Below are 18,264 nucleotides of genomic sequence, written 5' to 3' on the forward strand. Positions count from 1 at the left end.
AGCGGTATTCAGGCGAGCTATTTTCGATTTCTCTTGGGCGTTGCTGATTCTGGGGCAAACGATGGAACAAATTCGAAATGCAGGGCGACCCCCGCGGAATCCTCCAACACCGAGTACTCGTATCCAGTTGGATAGCCGAGTACCACTACGCTCCGACCACTGGGGCGAACGCTAACTTTGCATTGCAGCAACAAACTCCATACCCCACGCGCAGCCAATCGTACCGGTTTTGCCACTGTTCGGTTTGCTGCATCATCGTGTTCCATGCGGAATCACTGGAATACAAATTGCACCCCTAAAGGGTGCGGACATCGTAAGGCAATCATCAGCTTAGCTATGGAGCCGGCTATCAGGCCTTGAATCGGTTGAATATTGCCACGTGGCCAACGCGCATGTGAATGCCGACTTCGTGAGGCGGAGATATCTCTGCAAGGGCGTCAGCGATGGGAAGCGGTGGGAGGGATTTCCCGTCAATCTCGATGCGTGTTATGTGTATAGGCCAATCCGATGTCGGTTGAATAGTGTCGAAGGTGATCCGTTCCGATGAATTCTGGCAGTACGCGGGAGTGGAGATCGCCCATAAACAAAGGACGGGAACGATAAGTACGAGACTGATCTTTAAGACTCGAACCAACGTTCTGCTTCGTATGAGAAACATCTTCCCCCCTTGCCTCGGATCTACCAGTAGATCTTCTTGCTGCGCGCCCAGAAGCCAACGAATGCGATGATGCCGAACACGACGACTCCGGTGATGATGTGCGACATGTTCACCTCTCCGGCGGAAGTATACTCCTGAGCACAAAGAACAGCAGTTTGTGCTGATATGCTCATCCCGGAGGATCACGTGGACTCGTCCAACCGTGTGGCTTCATCGAATACGTCCAATCGCGTGATTTGGTCCGAGAATCTCGCCCGCTATCATCTGACGCGGCCGGAGGAAGGCAAGCTGGTCAAAAGATACGTTTGGGTTGGACTAACCGGAGAGGAGTATTGGCTCTGCGATACGACTGTCATTTATGAACCATCGCCCTTTGAGTCGCCACCCGGACAATCTGTGCAGCCTACCTATGTTTCAGAAGATTCGATTCGCTTCCGAGAAGAGTCTTTAGCCAACCATGCTTGTGACCACTTGTACGCGAGGTTGATTTCGGAGGGGTGGGAAATCTACGGCGAGTCACCATCGACGCACAAACAACAGTAGTTTGTGCTTCAGATCAGCTTACTTGGAATTGTCGTTCTGTGGCTTCTTACTGGCCCTTCAGCGTGGCTATCGTATATTCCAAACCTTCGATCCAAGTCATCCGTTTCGATTTTGCCCGCCCCATGCACCGCTCGAGGGCTGAGTTGTCTCCCGAGCTCTGAATAGAAAGCTTGATGGCTCGATCAAGAAGGGAATTGGCGGGAAGTGAACTCTCCTGGGGTCTCGCTCAGGATTGCCAATTTTAGAGTGAATAGAGGCTTCCTACATACCACTTAAGTTCAACGCGTTAGACCGGGTTTCCAGGCTGGCGCTCTGTTTCCCCTGTTGCGAAGTTGTGATGAGAAAAGCGTCAAGGAGGACCAATCGCCCGTCAATGATTGCATTGCCCTGTTGTCACGAGTTGAGAATTTTTGAGCGGTGACCGCGTTGATAGAAATCCGAACGTCATTTGTCGACGTCCTGAGGTCCACCAGGATTGCGAGTTGGTCTGACGACTGCCAGACGCGGCTACGAATCTCCTATGCGAGCATCGCAGTGCAAAAGAAGGTTATGAACTCAGTTCCAAAGGAGAGCTGTAGGAGATGAGGAACCCAAACCTCGAAAGCCAGACACTTTTGCGGGTTATTCCGTGAGCTTTGCGGCTACGGCTTCGACCCAGAAGATGGGGTCGATGCGGTACTCGATCTTGCCGATGTCGGCGTTGGATCTGGCGTCGGGGTTGGTGAGGAAGATATAGCTGTAGTAGTCGGGGGTGACGCGTAGCTCGCCTTGCGCGACGCTGAGGATGAGACCGCAGAGGATGCCGATGGCAGGTGTCTTACCTGCGACGAGATCGATGTGGCCATTGACGGCGGTGTATCCCGAGAGAAGCGGTGGGACCTCGCTGGTGGGCAGGTCTTCGGCGATGGCGAAGGTGGAGCTGGCGGGCTGGGAGAAGTCGATGGGATGGCCTGCGAGGTCGTTGGTTATTGCGACCGTGGCGTAGACGTGTGCGGAGCCGGAGAGGAAGTTCTGCCGATAGAACTCGAGACCGGCCTGGACGTAGAAGCGATAGGCGAGCCTGCCGGGACCCGTTGGTGTGATGGGAAGAGGGATGACGTACTGCCAGGTGTTGACCCACCACTGCTCCTGCGAGCCGCTGTTGGAGATGGCGGCATAAGGAATGATGTAACCGGGGGAGAGCACGCCTCCGGCGTCGCCGCTGGTCTTGGAACTGTTCGGCTTTTCGACGAGGCCGACGTCGGCGGTTGGCACGGCGACGGTCTGCCACGGGCCGAAGATGTCGGCGAGGCGATCGAGCGTAAGGGCGACGCGCGGGGAGATGTCCTTGACGACGGGGGCAGAGGGACGGGGTCGGGAGGCGAGCGCGGCGTATTGCTTGGTGAGTTCGGCGGAGTAGGCCTTCGGATCTTCTCCGTAGGCGTGGAGGAGAGGCTCGGTCGCGGAGAGGGTCTTGAGGCGATTGCCGACGGTCGCGAACTGCGCCTCGGCGCGTGCGATGCGGGCTGCTTCGGTGGCGGAGCTGTTGTTCTTGGATGATTTTGACTTGCTCACGTAGATGCCTCCTGAGACGGACCGACGATGACCTGCGCGTGCTGGAGGATGAGCCCGGGAACGCGGGTAGGCTAGCAGAGTTCCGGGAAGCCTTGCAATGAGTGGTGTGATGGGCGATGTGTAGCTGGGGCCCAAGCCTAGGTGGCGGCGATGGCAAGGAGTTGTTCTATCTCGCCAATGATGAAGCATGATGGCGGCGATGATGGCCGTCACTAACTACATAGACGTCTCGGTACATCGACTCCAATCCGTCTCGCTGATAAATGTAGGCAAGGTGTGAGCCATCCGACGAAAGCACAGGGAATGAAGCGAGCTTCGTGTGCGTCGTAATCGGCTCCGATTTTCCTGTCGTCATATCGAGCGCCTGCGGCGAGGAGTTGCCGCGATCACCCGAGTACGTATTCTCCAGGCGAACATAGATCAGCTTCGCGCCATTGGCCGTAAAGGCAATGGGAGAAGCTGGGGGTCCGGGTGGAAACGCGACGGGTAGGGGCCAGGACCCTGAGGTGAGCCGCTTCGCTTCGCCGCCGTCCGCAGGGATGAGCCAGAGATGGGAGGGGAGCGCCTCTTCTCGATCAAGATAGCTGCCGTTGCCGACTTCGAAGGCATCATCAAACTTGTCGGCGCCCTTCTTCTTCTCCGCTTCATCGGCAGCGACAAAGGCAAACGCGCCACCATCCGGCTTCCAGGCGAATTGCTGGATGGACGTAGGACTCCTGGTCACTTGCCTTGCTTCGCCGCCGGCCATCTCCAGAACAAAGATCTGGTTGTGCTTCTCACTATCATTGGCTAGAAACGCGAGGCGGTCTCCATTGGGCGACCAACGTGGGAACGAAGCTGTCTTGCGTCCATGAGTAAGAGACCGGGCCTTGCACGTGGCCGCGTCAACCACCGCCAGCTCCGACTCATTCAGATCTTCCTCATAATTTGGCCGGATCACAACAACCGCGATGGCTTTGCCATCAGACTTGATCTGCGGGTCGGCGACCTGAGTGATTTTTCCAACCCAGGCCAAATCGAACCTCTTCCCAGGAGCGGCAGGGATCGGCAAGCGCGTTGCAGCCGGAGCGGCGGCTGGGGTTTGAGCAGGGAGACACGGAGAGAGCGGCCGTCACAACGAGAACCACGGGCAACAGAGGCTTCATACGATGCACCTTTGGCTTTGAATTTGGGGGCCGAGAGCCTGGATTCCGAACATCCGATCTCAGAGGCAGCGATCCGAACTGACCGGGATAGACCTCGCTGATCGAAAGCGTTAAGGCGAGGCCCCAACCGAAAGGGAAGAGGCAAGCAACACTACACCCGTTACTTTGAATCAGCAAGGCCGCGTTTCGCGCGGCCCGCGCCCCTCTGCGCCTAGATAGTCGTTTGCGGTAATGAAAGGAATTGAGGTGTGCGCCCCCGGCGAGGCCAAGCTCGAAGCACCTCTCCGGGTCGCGCATGAGGTCGCCGTAGTGAGCCACGGAGATTGCAGCGAGTCCCATCGGGCCGGACTCGTCCATCGCCTCGATGACCAACTCCATGGAAGGACAGCATGGTCGCGGTGAAGTTGTCGGACAGCCCATCTGTTCGATCACCGGAATGAATTGCTGGGGTGAGATCGTTCCTAGTGTCGGGTGTTCCCACCGGACGAGTGCTTCGAATCCGACGATTCTCTCGGTTCGAAGGTCGAGTTCCCTACGCTGCTCGTCCATCAAGCAGTGGTTCGCTGCTCAAATTTGAAAGTCACTTCCGAATGACGGGCTAAACGGAAAACATGGACCGGCGACCATTCCGTTTCGCCATCGTTTGCAGCTCGCATTTCTCAATTATCGCGTACAGCGCAATGCCTTCCCTGGTGCCAGAAACACAAAGTGGCGGTGGTAGGATATAGTCCACTGGGTGATGGAGCATTCCCGGCGCAACACTCGCCGGGCGGGCGAGTCTTGCACGAAATAGCGGAACTGTAGCATGCCCCCCCGCCAGGTGGCGCTCCAGTACCTCATGCATTCCCCCCGGACTCTTTGCCATTCCCAAGGCTTCCACTCCGAGCACGCCGCTGAGAATGCAGGTGCAGGAGATTTCCAGTTGTTTGCAGCAGAAATTGCTCGCATCGACAAGGCATTACCCCTGGTTCCTCGTCCTGCCAGGCTCCCGTTGTTGTAGATCTTGTGAGGCAATTGAAATGAGCGCGTCCAATACACAACATTCGTTTGGGTTGAGGCTTTTTGGCACTCACGGCTCGTCCCCCGCTTACGCCTTGCGTGATTTTCTATATCGCAGCAATGTTCCTTTCGAATGGATCGAGCTGACCACTGATGAGCAGGCGCGGGAGTTGGCCCAGGTCAACGATCTGCACGACTACCGCCTGCCGGTTTGCCTCTTTCCCGATGGCGTTAGGTTGGAGAATCCTACCATTCGCCAGATTGCGGAGAAGTTAGGTTGGTTCCAAAGGCCATCCAGCGCAGAATACGATCTGGCCATCCTGGGCGGGGGCCCTGCCGGCCTCAGTGCTGCAGTCTACGGCGCGTCCGAGGGCCTCAAAACCCTACTCATCGAGCGCTACGCCGTAGGCGGGCAGGCGGGTACCAGTTCCAGGATTGAGAATTACCTGGGATTCCCGGAGGGTATCAGCGGCTCTGACCTCGCGAAACGTGCCCGTGACCAGGCCAACCGCTTTGGAGCGGAGATTCTTCTGCTCCATGAGGGGGTGCGTGCCGAGCTCGTGCCCGGAAAGTCGATCGGCCACCTAGCGGATGGCACCAGCTTTGTGATGCACGCCGCGATCTGTGCCTCCGGTGTGGAGTACCGCCGCCTCAACCTCTGGAACGAAGAACGTCTGCGCGGCGCAGGTGTCTTTTACGGCGCCGGCACCAGCGAGGCGGAGCTTTGCACCAGCCAGGACGTCTATGTGGTCGGAGGCGGCAACTCCGCCGGGCAGGCGGCCATACACTTCTCCCGCTATGCGCGGAGGGTCTACATCCTGATTCGTGGAGATGGCCTGAAGGAAACGCTTTCCCAGTATTTGGTTGATCGCATATCGACTTCGCCTAAGATCGAGGTAAGACCGCATACTGAAGTCGTCGAGTTGCATGGCGACAACCAGTTGGAAGCCATTACTCTCGTTAATAATTTGACCGGCCGGCAGGAAACGGTCCAGACGTGCTGGCTCTTCCTATGCCTCGGCGGCGTTCCCAACACCAACTGGGCTGCAGAAGCGGGCTTGGTGCGCGACGAACAATCTTATCTCGTTACTGGTCCGGATTTACGACAGCACAGGAACTTTGCGGGTACATGGCCGCTCGATCGCGAACCCTACTATCTTGAAACCAGTTTTCCCGGAATGTTCGCCGCCGGCGATGTTCGCCATGGGTCCGTGAAGCGATGCGCCTCGGCCGTTGGGGAAGGCGCAATGGCTGTTACATTTGTTCACCGTTATTTAGCCAGCCACTGAGGGGAGGAAAACCATGTCAGCCTGTTCCCGTGCGCGGGCAAGTCTATAAGTCGACGTGCAGGACGATCTTGCCCACAACGTGTCCTTGTTCGATCCTGTGATGGGCTGCAGCGACGTCTTCAAATGGAAAAACCTGGGTCCTCAGGGGCAGGGTCCGTGCACCGATCGCTGCATTCAGCTTTTCGAAAGCCTCATGCGACATCGCACCATCGAATGCTGATGCCGGATGGCCGTTGAAATGTGGTTCGGGTTCAACGCCATTCGGAAAGGCGATCGGCGCTCTCGGCTTCAGATGCGAAAAGAAGGAAGGCAACGCATCGCTGCTGGCCGTAACCAACGCAGCGTCAAACCCGTCTTTGGCCGCACGCTTGATTACGCTCTCGCGTTCCGGCGAATTTGGATCGATGGTGTGCGCAGCCCCCAGCGAGCGAACATACTCTTGCGCGTCGGGCCGCGCTGTGCCGACAACCGTTGCCCCCTTTTCGCCTCCCAGCCAGACCGCGCAGGAACCGACGCCGCCGCTCGCACCGAACACCAATACGGTTTGACCGTGAGTCACTTTCAGCGTTTGCAAGCCGGATTGAGCTGTCAATGCAATGCACGGCATCCCCCCCGCGATCTTCATCTCCAGGTGTGCGGGAACAGGAGCTACCCTGTCCACCGGAACGCTGACATATTGCGCGTAAAATCCGCCGCTACGGTTGCCGTAGCTGTAAGAGTAAACGCGATCGCCCACGTGGAACGTTGTCACATGGCTTCCAACGGCAGCAATCGTTCCGCTGCCATCCGCACCCAGGATTGTTCCCGGCTTGACCGATCCCCAGGATCCTGCTCGCTCCTCAGCGTCCCATATGCCCACACCCGCATACGCAAGCGCGATCAGTACGTGGTTCGACGCCAGTGCAGGTACAGGCACCTCTTTGATGTGAATGGCTTCGGGAGGCCCCGCCGCATCCACGACCGCAGCTTTCATGACCTTTGGAAGGGTTGATAAGGTGATCATTGCTTAACTCCATTACTGAGTGCCAGGTAGATAGCGCTAAGGTCGTCTGCTCCGAAGCCGGGTTCGGCTTCTGCCCAGATAGCGTCGATCCTGTTGAGGATGGGAAGCATGGCACGCTCTTCTGCTGCCGCTGCGAGTGCAAGCTGAACATCTTTGTGTGCCCAGCGAAGCGGAAATTCCGTCTCCGCGGTGCGCCCTTCTTTTATCTTCTGCAATTTAGCCAGTGCCCACGCCGGAACCAGTGGACCGCCTAAGACTAGTGACGTGAAACGGCCCAGGTCGATGCCGAGTGCATCCCCAAGTATGGACACTTCCGCGACCCCTTCCATGAGGATCGCTATCCAGGCGTTGAACAGGAGTTTCATGCGCGTTCCCTGTCCCACATCGCCGAGCCAATGAGTCTGCGCCCCGATCGCATCGAAGAATGGCTGTGCTGTCGCGCCCGCGCGATCTTGGTCGCCCGATGCAAGGATGACGAGCTTCCCTTGTTCTGCCGCAGCTTTGCTGCCCGAAACCGGCGCATCCAGGAACCTGATCTCGGGTCGCGTGCCGGCCAGGCGCCAGGCGCGTTCCGTGCCTTCGATCCCGATGGTCGACATCTGTATCCAGACCGCGCCCGGCTTCATGGCCGCCAGTACCTCTCGTTCCTTCATGATGCTCAGTACCGCATCGGCGTCCGACACCATGGTGACGACGATGTCCGCATCCTGAACCGCATCCCGAGCGGCATGTGCAATCTGGACCTTGTCCGAAGCAAAACCGGAGGCGCGTTCGGGCGATCGATCCCACGCCGTGGTATTCAAGCCGCCATGAGCGGCGCTACGGGCGATCGCCGCGCCCATAATCCCCAATCCCAAAATAGAAGCCTTTGCGCTCATGTCTATATGGATGCCGATGCTAGCGTCCGGAGCAGCCGAGCACAATTGCTCACAGCGGATAGAGATATCTCCTACTGGGGTACGACCCGCTGGTACGACCTTAGATTTAGAAGAGCCACCGCAGATCCCTTGTATGTGGGCATTCCAAACGCCAAGAACCACAAATGAGGTCGAGTTGTCACCACTTAGTGGGCCGGCGTAAAGGGTCCGAGGCAACGACCGACTCATCTTTCGAGTGGAAGGGAGTCGATTCGTCCATTCTCAGCTGCGCACAGAAGTTGAAGCGCTCCTCCCGCGAGGATGAGCAGTGCGTGCTCTGAGCCGCAGCAGCATCCCGTACCCGGTCTACCTACCTTCGCAATCGATGTGTCTCCACCCGCGGTCCTATCGGTCTCACCCATGGATGCACATAAGGGTGAATGTATCCTGTTCGATTGATCCAGGTTCGGCCCCAGGGACGGTGATCGATGAGGATTGTGTGTGAAGGCCACAGAAATCCTGAGCCAAACCACCATCCCCATCCGGCGAACGCCGAACCAATGGTGATCCCAGGACCGAAGTGGATCGCGCCCGCAATCGCCAAGCCACGCCGCGGTGACGCGAAGACCACGAGAGGATCGTAATAAGGTACGTAAACCACATTTGGATTGACGGGAAGAATCTGGATATACCCTCCGGTTGCGACGACATTGATGTAGCTATTCGGTGCCAGATAGCCGTAGCTCATCGCCTGCTGGCGCATCCGCTGCACTGCATCCATCACTTCGGTTTCCTGCGTCAGAACCGCATTACCGAGTTGCTCTGTCCACGCAGGATCCCGCGCCATCATATCCAGTACCGAAGGGAAGGGCAACAAAGCCAGAATGCTGGGATCCCACTGTAAGTGATCCGCTTGTATGGCCTGTGCCAGCGCGTCCCCTTTCAAATAGCTATGCTGATCTGCCCAGGCCGCAGCTTGAGGAATCTCGCTCCAGTAGGTCGAAGCGGTGAGTATATTTGCCAGCAGTGGGTCGGGATACAGCGCGATGCGCGCCACCAGTTGATCTAGTTGAGTCGGAGTCAGCAGCCCCGGCTGTGCAAATGATACAGGCTGCCCCGCAACCATCTGCATGAGACATGCCACAAGTAGCACGAGTGTGGACCCCGATTTTCTGCGGAGAAGCATGCTGACGAGAGTACCTCTTTCAAGAGCGTTGTTCATCATCACTCCTGCAACGCATCTCCCTCCGGGGGTGCGTAATTACCGACCAGCCAAAATACAACTCCAAGTGCCAAAGAAGCACCGGCCAGGGCTGCTACTACACTCGGAGTGGTTTGATAGAGATCGAGAATGATAAATCTGCGAACCAGCGCAAGCAGCGCGATCAAGACTACGGCTCGTACCTGGACGATGGCGCGGCGATGATGCCTGACCACCAGTAGCGTGTGTTTGAACTCAAGCGCGATCAGCACCGTGAGCACCATGCCAAAGAGCCCCTGAAACGTCTGGGAATCAGCAGGATCTATCATATGGCTTCGGACCATCCTGAGGGTGTGCAGGACTAATTGCCAGGCGGCTAGCGCTATGATGACGGCGATCACCAACGTAAGCGCCGAGACGACCGTCTGCTCGAACCTCTCATAGAGCGACAAGGTTTGCCATTTGACGCGCAGTTCTTTGATTTCGGATTTCAGAGTAAGCATGTTGTTATTCGTCATGCTAGCTTCTGGGAGTTCCAAGGCTGCTTCTTAACCTTTCGATCTCCGTCATGCTCTTCTCGTAATCAACAAGGGAAGAAATCATGGAAGAGAGCTGATGAGCCGTCTCCGCATTCTTCTTCAGATATTGCACATATGCGGGAGAGGTCGGCCTGGTCTTATTCTGATTCAAATAGTTGATCGCCGCCGTGGTATTGGCTGATAACTGCTTCACCAGGGGCAGCATCTGGTCGACTGCCTGTTTCTGCAAATCAGAGCCTGACTTTTCCATATCACTTAACTTCTGGATGATGAGGGCAAGGTTATCCACATGGCCTTTCACCTTGGCAAGCATCAACGCGTGGTTCACCCAATTTTCGTCGCTTCGGATCAGCTCTTGGGTGTCAGCGGCGTCGTTCGCCAATTCAAGTGCTTCATCCTCGGCGTCCGAGAGAAGCAGCGTCAACTGCGGGCTATCCGCTTTGGTTATGTATCCACGGAGGGGTAATGTGCATGTGAATGTCGGCATCACTATGAGAACCGCTATTAGGCCCTGCTTCCAGGCCAGGCCTCTCATTTTCATGTAAGACTCCTTCCATTCCGTTCCAGCCTCATACCGTCGGCCGCAGACGCAGACTCAGCGGCACGGTAATTCTTGCGATGCCGCTCAACAGCAGGCTGATCCCCACCAACGTGCCGACAAACCACAGCGAGCTCCACGGCCAATGAAAGAAGATGAGACCCCCAAGCAGTAACGAAACCAGGCCATCGACCAAAAACCAGACCGTTCCCCGCAACCGTCGCAAGCGAGCGAAAACGGCAAGTTCAAAGATGCCGGAAACCGCGACGTAAAATGCGAGCACCAATGTGAGCGTGACTAGTCCCGCTACCGGCAACACCAGCATGTAAAGAGCGGCAATCACATAGACGACACCGATCAGAATCTGCCAGAGTACGGCTCCGGTTCCGCGCTCCGACCACGCATAGACTAGATGAGCGACACCACCGATCAGAAGCAGCCAACCAAAAAAGATACTGGCGGCAATGCCGGCAATGGGCGGCAATACGATCGCCATCAGTCCTGCAAGAAGGAGCAAGGCGCCCACGAACATGGACCAGAACGTGGAGCGAGAAAAAGAGGCGAGCATATGACGACTCCTCCGTGGAAATGACACTTGCGGTTACATCGACACGGGAGTGAGGCGCCAAACACTTCCAGGCGACGTTCCCGGCAGCACGATGGCTGGCCCGTGGCGATTTGCTCACTACGTGGCTTGTGGCGGAAACTTAGCAAACATCTTATCCACAGCTTTCTCGAGTTTTTTTGTATCCTTATCCGGCTTATCTGAAAGCTGATCGTGTGCCTCACCACGCCAGACCAGGTTCTTGGTGGAGGAGTCGTAGATGTCGAGGACTAACGTTCCTACAGGGATCTTGTCCACCGTTGTCGTCGCCATGCCTGTGCCCCACCCGTGCCATCTCCAGCCCCCACCCAATCCGTCGTAGAAGGTTGTATATTCGGTCTGGTTTCCCTTGATAGCGACAGCCGTCAGCATGACATCGCTCTCGGCCGGCACTAATTGCCATCCCTTAGCCTGAAGGACATGGTCCACTGCCTCGCGAATACGGCTCTCGAATAGAGGATCGGTGGCTTGAACATGCCCCCACGAATAAGTGTGATATCGCGAGAAGTTGACTGAGTGGTCATAGTCGGTCACCACTTTCTGGGCCAACGCTGGAATCGAGAACAAGGCGGCGACTAACGCCGCTGTCACTGAGATTCGTCGAAGAGCATTCACGGTGAAACCTCCATGATCTGAGTTGTGTCGAACGGAAATCCGCTTATTGTTCTCTGATCTCGAGCTTGTTCTTTAATTCCCCCATCTTGTTCATCGTCTTCTCGTATTCAAAAAGCGACGAAACTGCAGACGCGAGTTGGTGAGCAGTATCGGCGTTGTCCTTCAAATATTGGGTATATGGTTCGCCGATCGGGCGAGTCTTGTTCTGGTTCAGGTAATTGATTGCGGCGGTCGTGTTGGCGGCCAGTTCTTTGAGCAGAGGCAGTATGCGGTCGACCGCCTGTTCCTGCAATTCAGAACCGGAAACGCGTGTTGCAGTCAGTTTGTCGACAATGCGACCCATCTTGTTCACATGCTCTTTGACCACGTCGAGCATCTCCGCATGCGTTTGCCAGCTCACATCGCTCCGAATGAGCGCTTCTGTTTCGTCGGCGTCTTTCGCCAGTTCAGCGGCCTCGGCTCGCGCCTCTCCCAGAAGTTGAGTTAGCTGGTTGCTTTCGGGCCGCAACGCAAAAGCACGTGTCGCCAGCGAAAACGAGAGGAGCGTGACGAGAACCCCTACGACTAAATGACTCTTTTCCATGGAAGCGATTCGCATACAGGACCCTTTCTTCGTGAAGCGCTGCCGCAACGACCGGCCGGCTGCATGTCGATCGTCGCTATCATGGTTGTTGTTGTGCATCTTCGGCGCGAAGAACTCCACCGTCGAGAAGCGCTAAAAGAGGGTGATCTGGTTATCGACAGCGGTGATCCCCGGAGCCAGCCACGCTGTTCTTTCCGCTTCTTGCCGCTCGGCCCAGGAACGCACCTTGCCCTTGAGAACTGCTTTGCTTCCCAGCACTTCAACCGTGATCTGTTTTGCGTCGACCTGAGCGCTCCGAACCAGGGCATCCTCGATCTTCTTCTTCAGGTCGTCGGGGGAGGCGAGCGGCTTCACGGTGGTCAGGTTGCTTACGCCCTTTACGCCCCAGAGTCCCCGTACAGCGCGTTCGGCTTCCTGCCTTTGGTATTGCCATTCCACTTCGCCCTTGAGTGTTACCCAGCCTTTGTCGACGGTTACATGAATCTTCTCGGACGGGATAATCGAATTCCACTTAAGCGCGTGCACTGCGGCGGCCGCAATGTCGCTATCCGTGCGCTCCCCGATGGTGCGTACGGTTATGTCGTTGGCTACTGCATAAACGCCGCTCACCCGATGGGAAGCCTGCTCCGCTTTCCACTTATTCAAGTAGCTGTCCACTGTTCCTGTAAGAGTGACGACACCGTCTTTGACTGCTACGCCAATATCTTTTGCTTGGGCGCTGAGCTCCCAGCGTAGTTCGGCGAGTACATCTGTTTGAACCTCTTGATCCGTACGAGCAAGCGTGTTTGTTGTCATGTGAACTGTTCTCCTGGTGATTTGCACCTTTGATTCGCACGCTCCAAAGAGACATGCGGCTTTACGTTTCCGAAGCAGATTAGAGCGCCGCGCTGCTCGAAACAATTCGTCAGAGGAAGGAGGGAAGCATCCCGTTTGATGGCTAGAGCGGCTATCGCCTTTAGCAACACGTCGATGTACGCCAATAGGATTAGATCGAGATCAACGGAGCTCCATATGGCTTCCGCGGGAAGCACTGCAATGTTGTGTTAGGCACCACACAGGCTTGAAAGGTCTACGCTCTCTTAGCGAGCGTAGATACTTAGATATTTATGGGAAATACGACGTTGTGACACTGACCGGGCTTGGCCCTGTAATCAAGGGGGTCACTAGGGCGTGACGTAAACGCCTACCAACAGAGTTGAGCCGCCGCTCTTTCCGGCCAGATAGTTGTCTCTGTAGGTACTGCTGACGAGAATCGACCAATCCTGCAGACCTGAATCTAACACTGGCTTTAGCCTTGAACTTGATCATTTACGCGCCAGTGACAACTGTCTTACCAGCGGATAAGCACACACGAGATCATCCGCGATGTTCTTCTTCCTTTGCTCGCTTAAGGACGCCGGTAATTCTGTCCCGGAGCTGGGCGAACACCGAGCTCGTGTCACTCTTGCCCTTCACCGCTGTTTCCACGCTAGCGATTTCCTGATCCAGAGCTTTGTATTCCGACTCATCGCCCAGGTATCCAAGATGCCGTGACCGATCGGCCTCAGTCTTTGCTGTTTGCAACAGCGTCAGCGCCATTTCCTTATCCTGGCGGTGGGAGTTGGCCGCGTCGATTGCAGCCTGGGCAAGAAGTAACGGCAGTGGTATCACATGATCCACCGTCACCAGGGTGTTGACTGCGGTGAGCAGCACATCTCCTGCATCCTGGTTCTTACCTTGATCCAAAAGACGAGCTGCCTGTTGCAAAGCTGCGGGGTACGTGCCCAAAGGAAGAGATGTGGTACGAATGCGTAGCTCGCTGACAACCGAGGCGAGTAATATGCGAGCAGCTGGCAAATTTCTTTGTTTCACGGCATCCGTGGCCCGTTGAACGATTTGATCGATCGCTTTGACATCGGCCGGTGCTGCGTCGATGACCACGACCTCTGCATGGACCGGAATAAGCGCCGTGGCCGGGTTCCTCGCTAGCAGAATGTTGATCTTCCCCGTGGCACGCTCGATAGAGGCCATGGCGTCGGCCTTGTTGTTTTTCGCAATCGATTTGATTGCGTCGTCGGTCTGCTCGACCGCGACAATCGCGTCCTGGTCGAGTGTCTGCTCCGCCTCCTTCTGATTTTTTTGCCGTTCCGCCTCGACTTGAGGGCGGAGCTGCCCTTCGGCTTGCTCATGCTGCTTCTGGAAGTCGGGAGCCGGAGGCGACGAGGTCTTCGGAGTTTCGGTTGCAGTATTTACACCATTCGGCTTATTGGAACTGCAGCCGCCTGAGACCAGCAGGCATAACACGATGAAAACAATGAACTCCACCTTAGTAGGTGATAGGTTGGAACCCGTCTCGTTGTTCATGGTGATGCTCCTTCATAATGAACTCGCGGTTTTCAGGACCAAACAGAAACTGCACGGGTGCCCACGTTCGCCCCTTCGTACGTGGGGCCGAAAAGCAGGGGCGAAGCTCCTCCGATGATTTTTGCTATACATCCAGGAAATTCTGTCCGGGATACGGAAAACATTAGAAACACGTATCGGTGAAATTAGGGCACCCGTCCATCCAATCTGGTGCTACATGTCATGCGGCGGCCGTTTCAGGCCGCCTGCTTGCTTTGGTCAGAAGCGGACTTGCTGTCGCCCTCTACCGGGATCTGCTTTCGTTCCACCTTAGGGCTCGGAGCCGGCATAATGATTTCGAGCACCCCATCCTGAAACTTCGCCTTTGCCTGTTCCGGATCCACTCCTTGTGGCAGCGGAATGCGTCGGAAAAAGTATCCAAATTGTCTTTCACTCCTGCGAACTCCTCCTTCGGTTGCATCCTGCTCAACCTTCCGTTCCCCCTGGATAACGAGTGCACCGTCGTCTGCTTCCACGCGCACATCCTTCGGCGACAGCCCTGGAAGTTCGGCTAGGACGTGGTACTTTCCGTCGCGTTCGAAGATCTCAACTCTCGGCAGCCAGGCAATCGCGGGGCTTGCCTCGTCCTCTGAAAATGGCTGCAGGACACCTTCCGTCATTCTTCGAAAAAAAGAAAACGGATTCATGAGAAGCATTTCGTACGGAGTGAGCGCCAGGCCAGACCCTGGACGTCTCGCGACGCCGCCGTCCTGAGAATTCCGGATCAAACCGGGCTTTTGCGAAGAACGGTCCTCTTCTTTGCCAGTGGGTTGCGTACTCTGTTCATTTTCGGTTGCCATGGAAACTCCTTTCTCGGGTTATTGCCTGTTGGCGGGCGACGTTGAAGAATCGGCCATCGCCTGATCGGCAGGGGTGGTTTGGAGCGCACGATTTCCGGAAGACTGGTTTCCAATGATTTCTTCAATCTGGGAGAGTAGGGTCTCGAAATCGCAGTCGCCTAAATACCGGCTATCGTTGATGAAGAAGGATGGGGTAGTGCTGACTCCACTTTGGTTGGCGCTCAGAACGTCCTCGCGCACATGAAGAGCAAAGGTCTGCAACGTCATGTCGCGATTGAAGCGCTCCATGTCGAGGCGAACCTGGGTGCCGTATCCCTTGAGATGTTTGTCGGAAAGCGTGCCCTGGCGGTCATAGAGAAGTTCGTGCATCTCCCAGAACTTGTTTTGCGCCCCCGCCGCCTCTGCCGCTTCGGACGCACGATGGGTGTTTGGGTGCAAGCTGGGTATCGGGAAGTGGCGAAACGCATACCGCAGTCGATCCCCCAGGGCCGTCTGAAGCCGCTTCACGACTGAACGGGCTTCCTTGCAACGGGGACACGCGTAGTCTCCATATTCAACCAGGGTCACCACTGCGCTGCCCGATCCCTGAATGTGATCCCGGCCGGTTACAGGAAGAGTGAGCTGAGTCGAGGCAGCAGTTGTCATCGGGAGCTCCTAAATCTCATCGCCGCATGCTAGCGAAACGCCTGCGCAAAAACAATCAAACGTGAGGATAAAGCCACGATCTGCGCTGTGGGCTACCTGGGACTTGGCTCGAGTTCCTACAACGCTCTACTACCTTCGGAGTAGCCGGGAGTCCTGGGTCTGGCGTTCCAAGAAGAGAATCTCTAAGGCTTTTGTGTTTGTATTTTGTATGAGTCGTTTCGCCACTGGCTAAAAACTCGGGCTAAAGAGTGCTGCGTGATTCAGGTCATGTAGCCTTTACGCAGCTGCGAGTGAATCCATATGCACCAGACCACGTCTCACCGCCACGTTAATCGCTTCCGTGCGTCCGGCAACCTTGAGCTTTTCCAAGATATGCGTGATGTGTACCTTGACTGTAGCTTCGCTGATGTCAAGCAGGCTACCGATCTCTTTGTTGCTTTTGCCGCTGCTCAATGCGTGAATCACTTCCAGTTCTCTTGCTGTCAACCCCCTGTCAGCGATTCGCTTTCCCAACTTGGCCGCCACCGCGGGTGAAATCCATCTCCCACCCTCCGCCACCGCACGAATACACTCGACAACTTCGCTCAGCGCTGTGTCCTTTAGCAGGTATCCATAAGCACCGGCTCTCATGGCGCGATAGATGTCCTCCTCTCCCTGGCATGTGGTGAAGATGACAAGGCGCGCAGACGGCACTTGCTTGCAGATGGAAGCAACTGCCTCGACTCCATCCATGAGAGGCAATCTCAGTTCGAGCAGAGCGATGTCAGGGGAATGCGCAATAAATTTGTCCACCGCTTCCTTCCCATTCGACGCCTCAGCGACGACTCGCATGTCCACTCTGCGGTTAATCATCGTTGCCAATCCCGCGCGCACGATGGGAAGGTCATCGGCAATCAACACTGTATACAACTTGAGGAGAGGCTCCGCGCCTCTCAGTTGGTCATTGACGAATATGTTCGTAGTCTGCACGTCATCCTCCGAGGGGATATTGCCGCAACCGCACTCAGCGGCTATGTCGGTGGGACACCCAGCAAAGTGGTGAACGACACTGGAGAAGCAAGAGCCACTGCATCTGCACCGATGCAGATGCGGGCACGACACGTCATGATGTCTTACCTGTTATTGGAGCGCTGAAGAAATTGCATTGAGCAAAGAGTTATCGTCCAACGGCTTGCCCAGGAAAGCGATAGCTCCTGCAAGCGTTGCCCCGTCCCGTACCTCAGGTTCGTCGTGCGCCGAAACAAACACTATCGGCCGCCGGATACAATCTGCTGTCAGGCGGCGCTCCAGCTCAAACCCGCTCATGCCAGGCAACCCTATATCCAAAATGATGCAGCCGGTTCCCTCGTGATTGCCAGCTGCCAGATAGTCCTCCGCCGAAACGAAGGTCTCCGCCCGAAATCCAGCGGATTTGAGGAGCCTTTCGAGTGACCTTCGCATCCAGCGGTCATCCTCCACAATCGCTATCAAAGGTAGTTCATTCATGCTCGTTTTCAGGCTTCGAGCAGCGCGGCACATGTGGTCTGATCAAGTTCAGCGGCCGCCGAGCTAGTGGCCTTCTTTGGGTAACAAAGAATAGGTAACAAAGAATAGTAGAGTCGATTGCTTAACAATGCCTTGCATGAATGAACAATAACTCCGGCACTTCGGGCTGCATATTGGACCTTGGTCCCATAGGACGGGGATCAATTGGAAGATAGCCGCAGTTTTTCGGCCATTTGGATTAGATGAGCCAGCGATTCCGCCTTCATCTTCTGCATCACCTGGCCGCGGTGCACCTTGATCGTTTTCTCGCTGGCTCCAAGCTGTGCGGCAATCTGCTTGTTGAGCAAACCGCCGGTTACGCGAGGAAAGATCTCCCGCTCCCGCGGCGTCAGCGATGCATAGCGCCGTTGCAGTGTGCGTATTTCAGCGTTGTTCTGTCTTGTGATGCGGCTCAGCTCGATCCCACGCTGGATTGCTTCCAGCAGGTCTTGTTCGCGGAAGGGCTTGGTCAGGAATTCAACCGCGCCCGCCTTCATGGCTCGAACCGACATCGGGATGTCGCCATGCCCAGTAACGAAAATGACAGGAAGATTAATTTTCGCCGCCCTAAGTTCTTGCTGAAGATCAAGCCCGCTCAATCCGGGAAGTCGAACATCCAGCACCAGGCATCCCGGCGCGTCCGGGCGCTCGCTGCGCAAAAACTCCTGCGCTGAAGGGTAGGTCTGGGCCTCCAGGCCTACAGATCGTAAGAGCCTCTTAAGCGAGATACACACTGCCGCCTCATCGTCCACGACAAACACGACCGGCGGAATTTCGTTCATGGC

General features: G+C 56.1%; 18 protein-coding genes and 2 pseudogenes. 1 reads left to right on the forward strand and 19 read right to left on the reverse strand.

Annotated features, from left to right (window positions below; genetic code table 11):
• Positions 1-1,822 precede the first annotated feature (1,822 nt).
• The 4 genes and pseudogenes from JAO29_RS21365 to JAO29_RS21375 all read right to left on the reverse strand — a co-directional run.
• Positions 1,823-2,755: a hypothetical protein gene (locus JAO29_RS21365; RefSeq protein WP_334270307.1), complete on the reverse strand. Its 933-nt coding sequence runs from the start codon at positions 2,753-2,755 to the stop codon at positions 1,823-1,825.
• Positions 2,756-2,921: 166 nt separating this feature from the next.
• Positions 2,922-3,770 (reverse strand): TolB family protein, encoded by an 849-nt coding sequence (locus tag JAO29_RS21370; RefSeq protein WP_334270308.1) that lies wholly within the window; start codon positions 3,768-3,770, stop codon positions 2,922-2,924.
• A 333-nt stretch (positions 3,771-4,103) separates the two neighbouring features.
• A pseudogene (locus JAO29_RS23680) lies at positions 4,104-4,284 on the reverse strand (DUF6908 domain-containing protein); the annotation flags it as partial.
• Between the two features lie 42 nt (positions 4,285-4,326).
• Positions 4,327-4,449 (reverse strand): annotated as a pseudogene (locus JAO29_RS21375) (EAL domain-containing protein); the annotation flags it as partial.
• Between the two features lie 356 nt (positions 4,450-4,805).
• On the opposite strand from JAO29_RS21375, the gene JAO29_RS21380 reads away from it, so the two are divergent.
• Positions 4,806-6,188: an NAD(P)/FAD-dependent oxidoreductase gene (locus JAO29_RS21380; protein WP_334270309.1), complete on the forward strand. Its 1,383-nt coding sequence runs from the start codon at positions 4,806-4,808 to the stop codon at positions 6,186-6,188.
• A 43-nt stretch (positions 6,189-6,231) separates the two neighbouring features.
• Here JAO29_RS21380 and JAO29_RS21385 read toward each other — a convergent pair whose 3' ends face one another.
• The 15 genes from JAO29_RS21385 to JAO29_RS21455 all read right to left on the reverse strand — a co-directional run bounded on the left by JAO29_RS21385 (position 6,232) and on the right by JAO29_RS21455 (position 18,261).
• The gene (locus tag JAO29_RS21385) at positions 6,232-7,191 is read right to left on the reverse strand and encodes a quinone oxidoreductase family protein (protein WP_334270310.1); all 960 of its coding nucleotides are present in this window, start codon (positions 7,189-7,191) and stop codon (positions 6,232-6,234) included.
• Entirely contained in the window at positions 7,188-8,069 is an 882-nt protein-coding gene (locus tag JAO29_RS21390) for an NAD(P)-dependent oxidoreductase (protein WP_334270311.1), read from the reverse strand. Before JAO29_RS21390 ends, JAO29_RS21385 begins: the two co-directional genes overlap by 4 nt.
• A gap of 349 nt (positions 8,070-8,418) precedes the next feature.
• Positions 8,419-9,180 (reverse strand): DUF3300 domain-containing protein, encoded by a 762-nt coding sequence (locus JAO29_RS21395; protein ID WP_334270312.1) that lies wholly within the window; start codon positions 9,178-9,180, stop codon positions 8,419-8,421.
• 92 nt (positions 9,181-9,272) lie between these two features.
• Positions 9,273-9,767 carry a phosphate-starvation-inducible PsiE family protein gene (locus JAO29_RS21400; protein WP_334270313.1) on the reverse strand — a complete coding sequence of 165 codons (495 nt, stop codon included), beginning with the start codon at positions 9,765-9,767 and terminating at the stop codon, positions 9,273-9,275.
• 1 nt (position 9,768) lies between these two features.
• On the reverse strand, positions 9,769-10,170 hold the full coding sequence (locus JAO29_RS21405) for a hypothetical protein (protein WP_334270314.1): 402 nt from the start codon (positions 10,168-10,170) through the stop codon (positions 9,769-9,771).
• A gap of 187 nt (positions 10,171-10,357) precedes the next feature.
• Positions 10,358-10,894: an HdeD family acid-resistance protein gene (locus JAO29_RS21410; RefSeq protein ID WP_334270315.1), complete on the reverse strand. Its 537-nt coding sequence runs from the start codon at positions 10,892-10,894 to the stop codon at positions 10,358-10,360.
• Between the two features lie 117 nt (positions 10,895-11,011).
• Positions 11,012-11,545 carry a DUF4136 domain-containing protein gene (locus JAO29_RS21415; RefSeq protein WP_334270316.1) on the reverse strand — a complete coding sequence of 178 codons (534 nt, stop codon included), beginning with the start codon at positions 11,543-11,545 and terminating at the stop codon, positions 11,012-11,014.
• Between the two features lie 43 nt (positions 11,546-11,588).
• Complete coding sequence (locus JAO29_RS21420; protein WP_334270317.1) at positions 11,589-12,227, reverse strand: hypothetical protein; 639 nt, start codon at positions 12,225-12,227, stop codon at positions 11,589-11,591.
• A gap of 33 nt (positions 12,228-12,260) precedes the next feature.
• Positions 12,261-12,923, reverse strand: a complete 663-nt coding sequence (locus JAO29_RS21425) for a BON domain-containing protein (protein WP_334270318.1) — start codon at positions 12,921-12,923, stop codon at positions 12,261-12,263.
• A gap of 561 nt (positions 12,924-13,484) precedes the next feature.
• Positions 13,485-14,471 carry a YfdX family protein gene (locus tag JAO29_RS21430; RefSeq protein WP_334270319.1) on the reverse strand — a complete coding sequence of 329 codons (987 nt, stop codon included), beginning with the start codon at positions 14,469-14,471 and terminating at the stop codon, positions 13,485-13,487.
• Positions 14,472-14,707: 236 nt separating this feature from the next.
• Positions 14,708-15,310 (reverse strand): Hsp20/alpha crystallin family protein, encoded by a 603-nt coding sequence (locus JAO29_RS21435; protein WP_334270320.1) that lies wholly within the window; start codon positions 15,308-15,310, stop codon positions 14,708-14,710.
• An 18-nt stretch (positions 15,311-15,328) separates the two neighbouring features.
• A complete protein-coding gene (locus tag JAO29_RS21440; RefSeq protein ID WP_334270321.1) occupies positions 15,329-15,955 on the reverse strand; it encodes a DsbA family protein in 627 nt (208 codons plus the stop codon).
• Between the two features lie 276 nt (positions 15,956-16,231).
• Positions 16,232-16,924: a response regulator transcription factor gene (locus tag JAO29_RS21445; protein ID WP_334270322.1), complete on the reverse strand. Its 693-nt coding sequence runs from the start codon at positions 16,922-16,924 to the stop codon at positions 16,232-16,234.
• A gap of 150 nt (positions 16,925-17,074) precedes the next feature.
• Complete coding sequence (locus JAO29_RS21450; protein ID WP_334270323.1) at positions 17,075-17,440, reverse strand: response regulator transcription factor; 366 nt, start codon at positions 17,438-17,440, stop codon at positions 17,075-17,077.
• Between the two features lie 200 nt (positions 17,441-17,640).
• Complete coding sequence (locus JAO29_RS21455) at positions 17,641-18,261, reverse strand: response regulator transcription factor (RefSeq protein ID WP_334270324.1); 621 nt, start codon at positions 18,259-18,261, stop codon at positions 17,641-17,643.
• Positions 18,262-18,264: the final 3 nt, after the last annotated feature.

It is taken from the genome of Edaphobacter sp. HDX4, from assembly GCF_036877565.1.
Taxonomy (GTDB): Bacteria; Acidobacteriota; Terriglobia; order Terriglobales; family Acidobacteriaceae; genus Edaphobacter.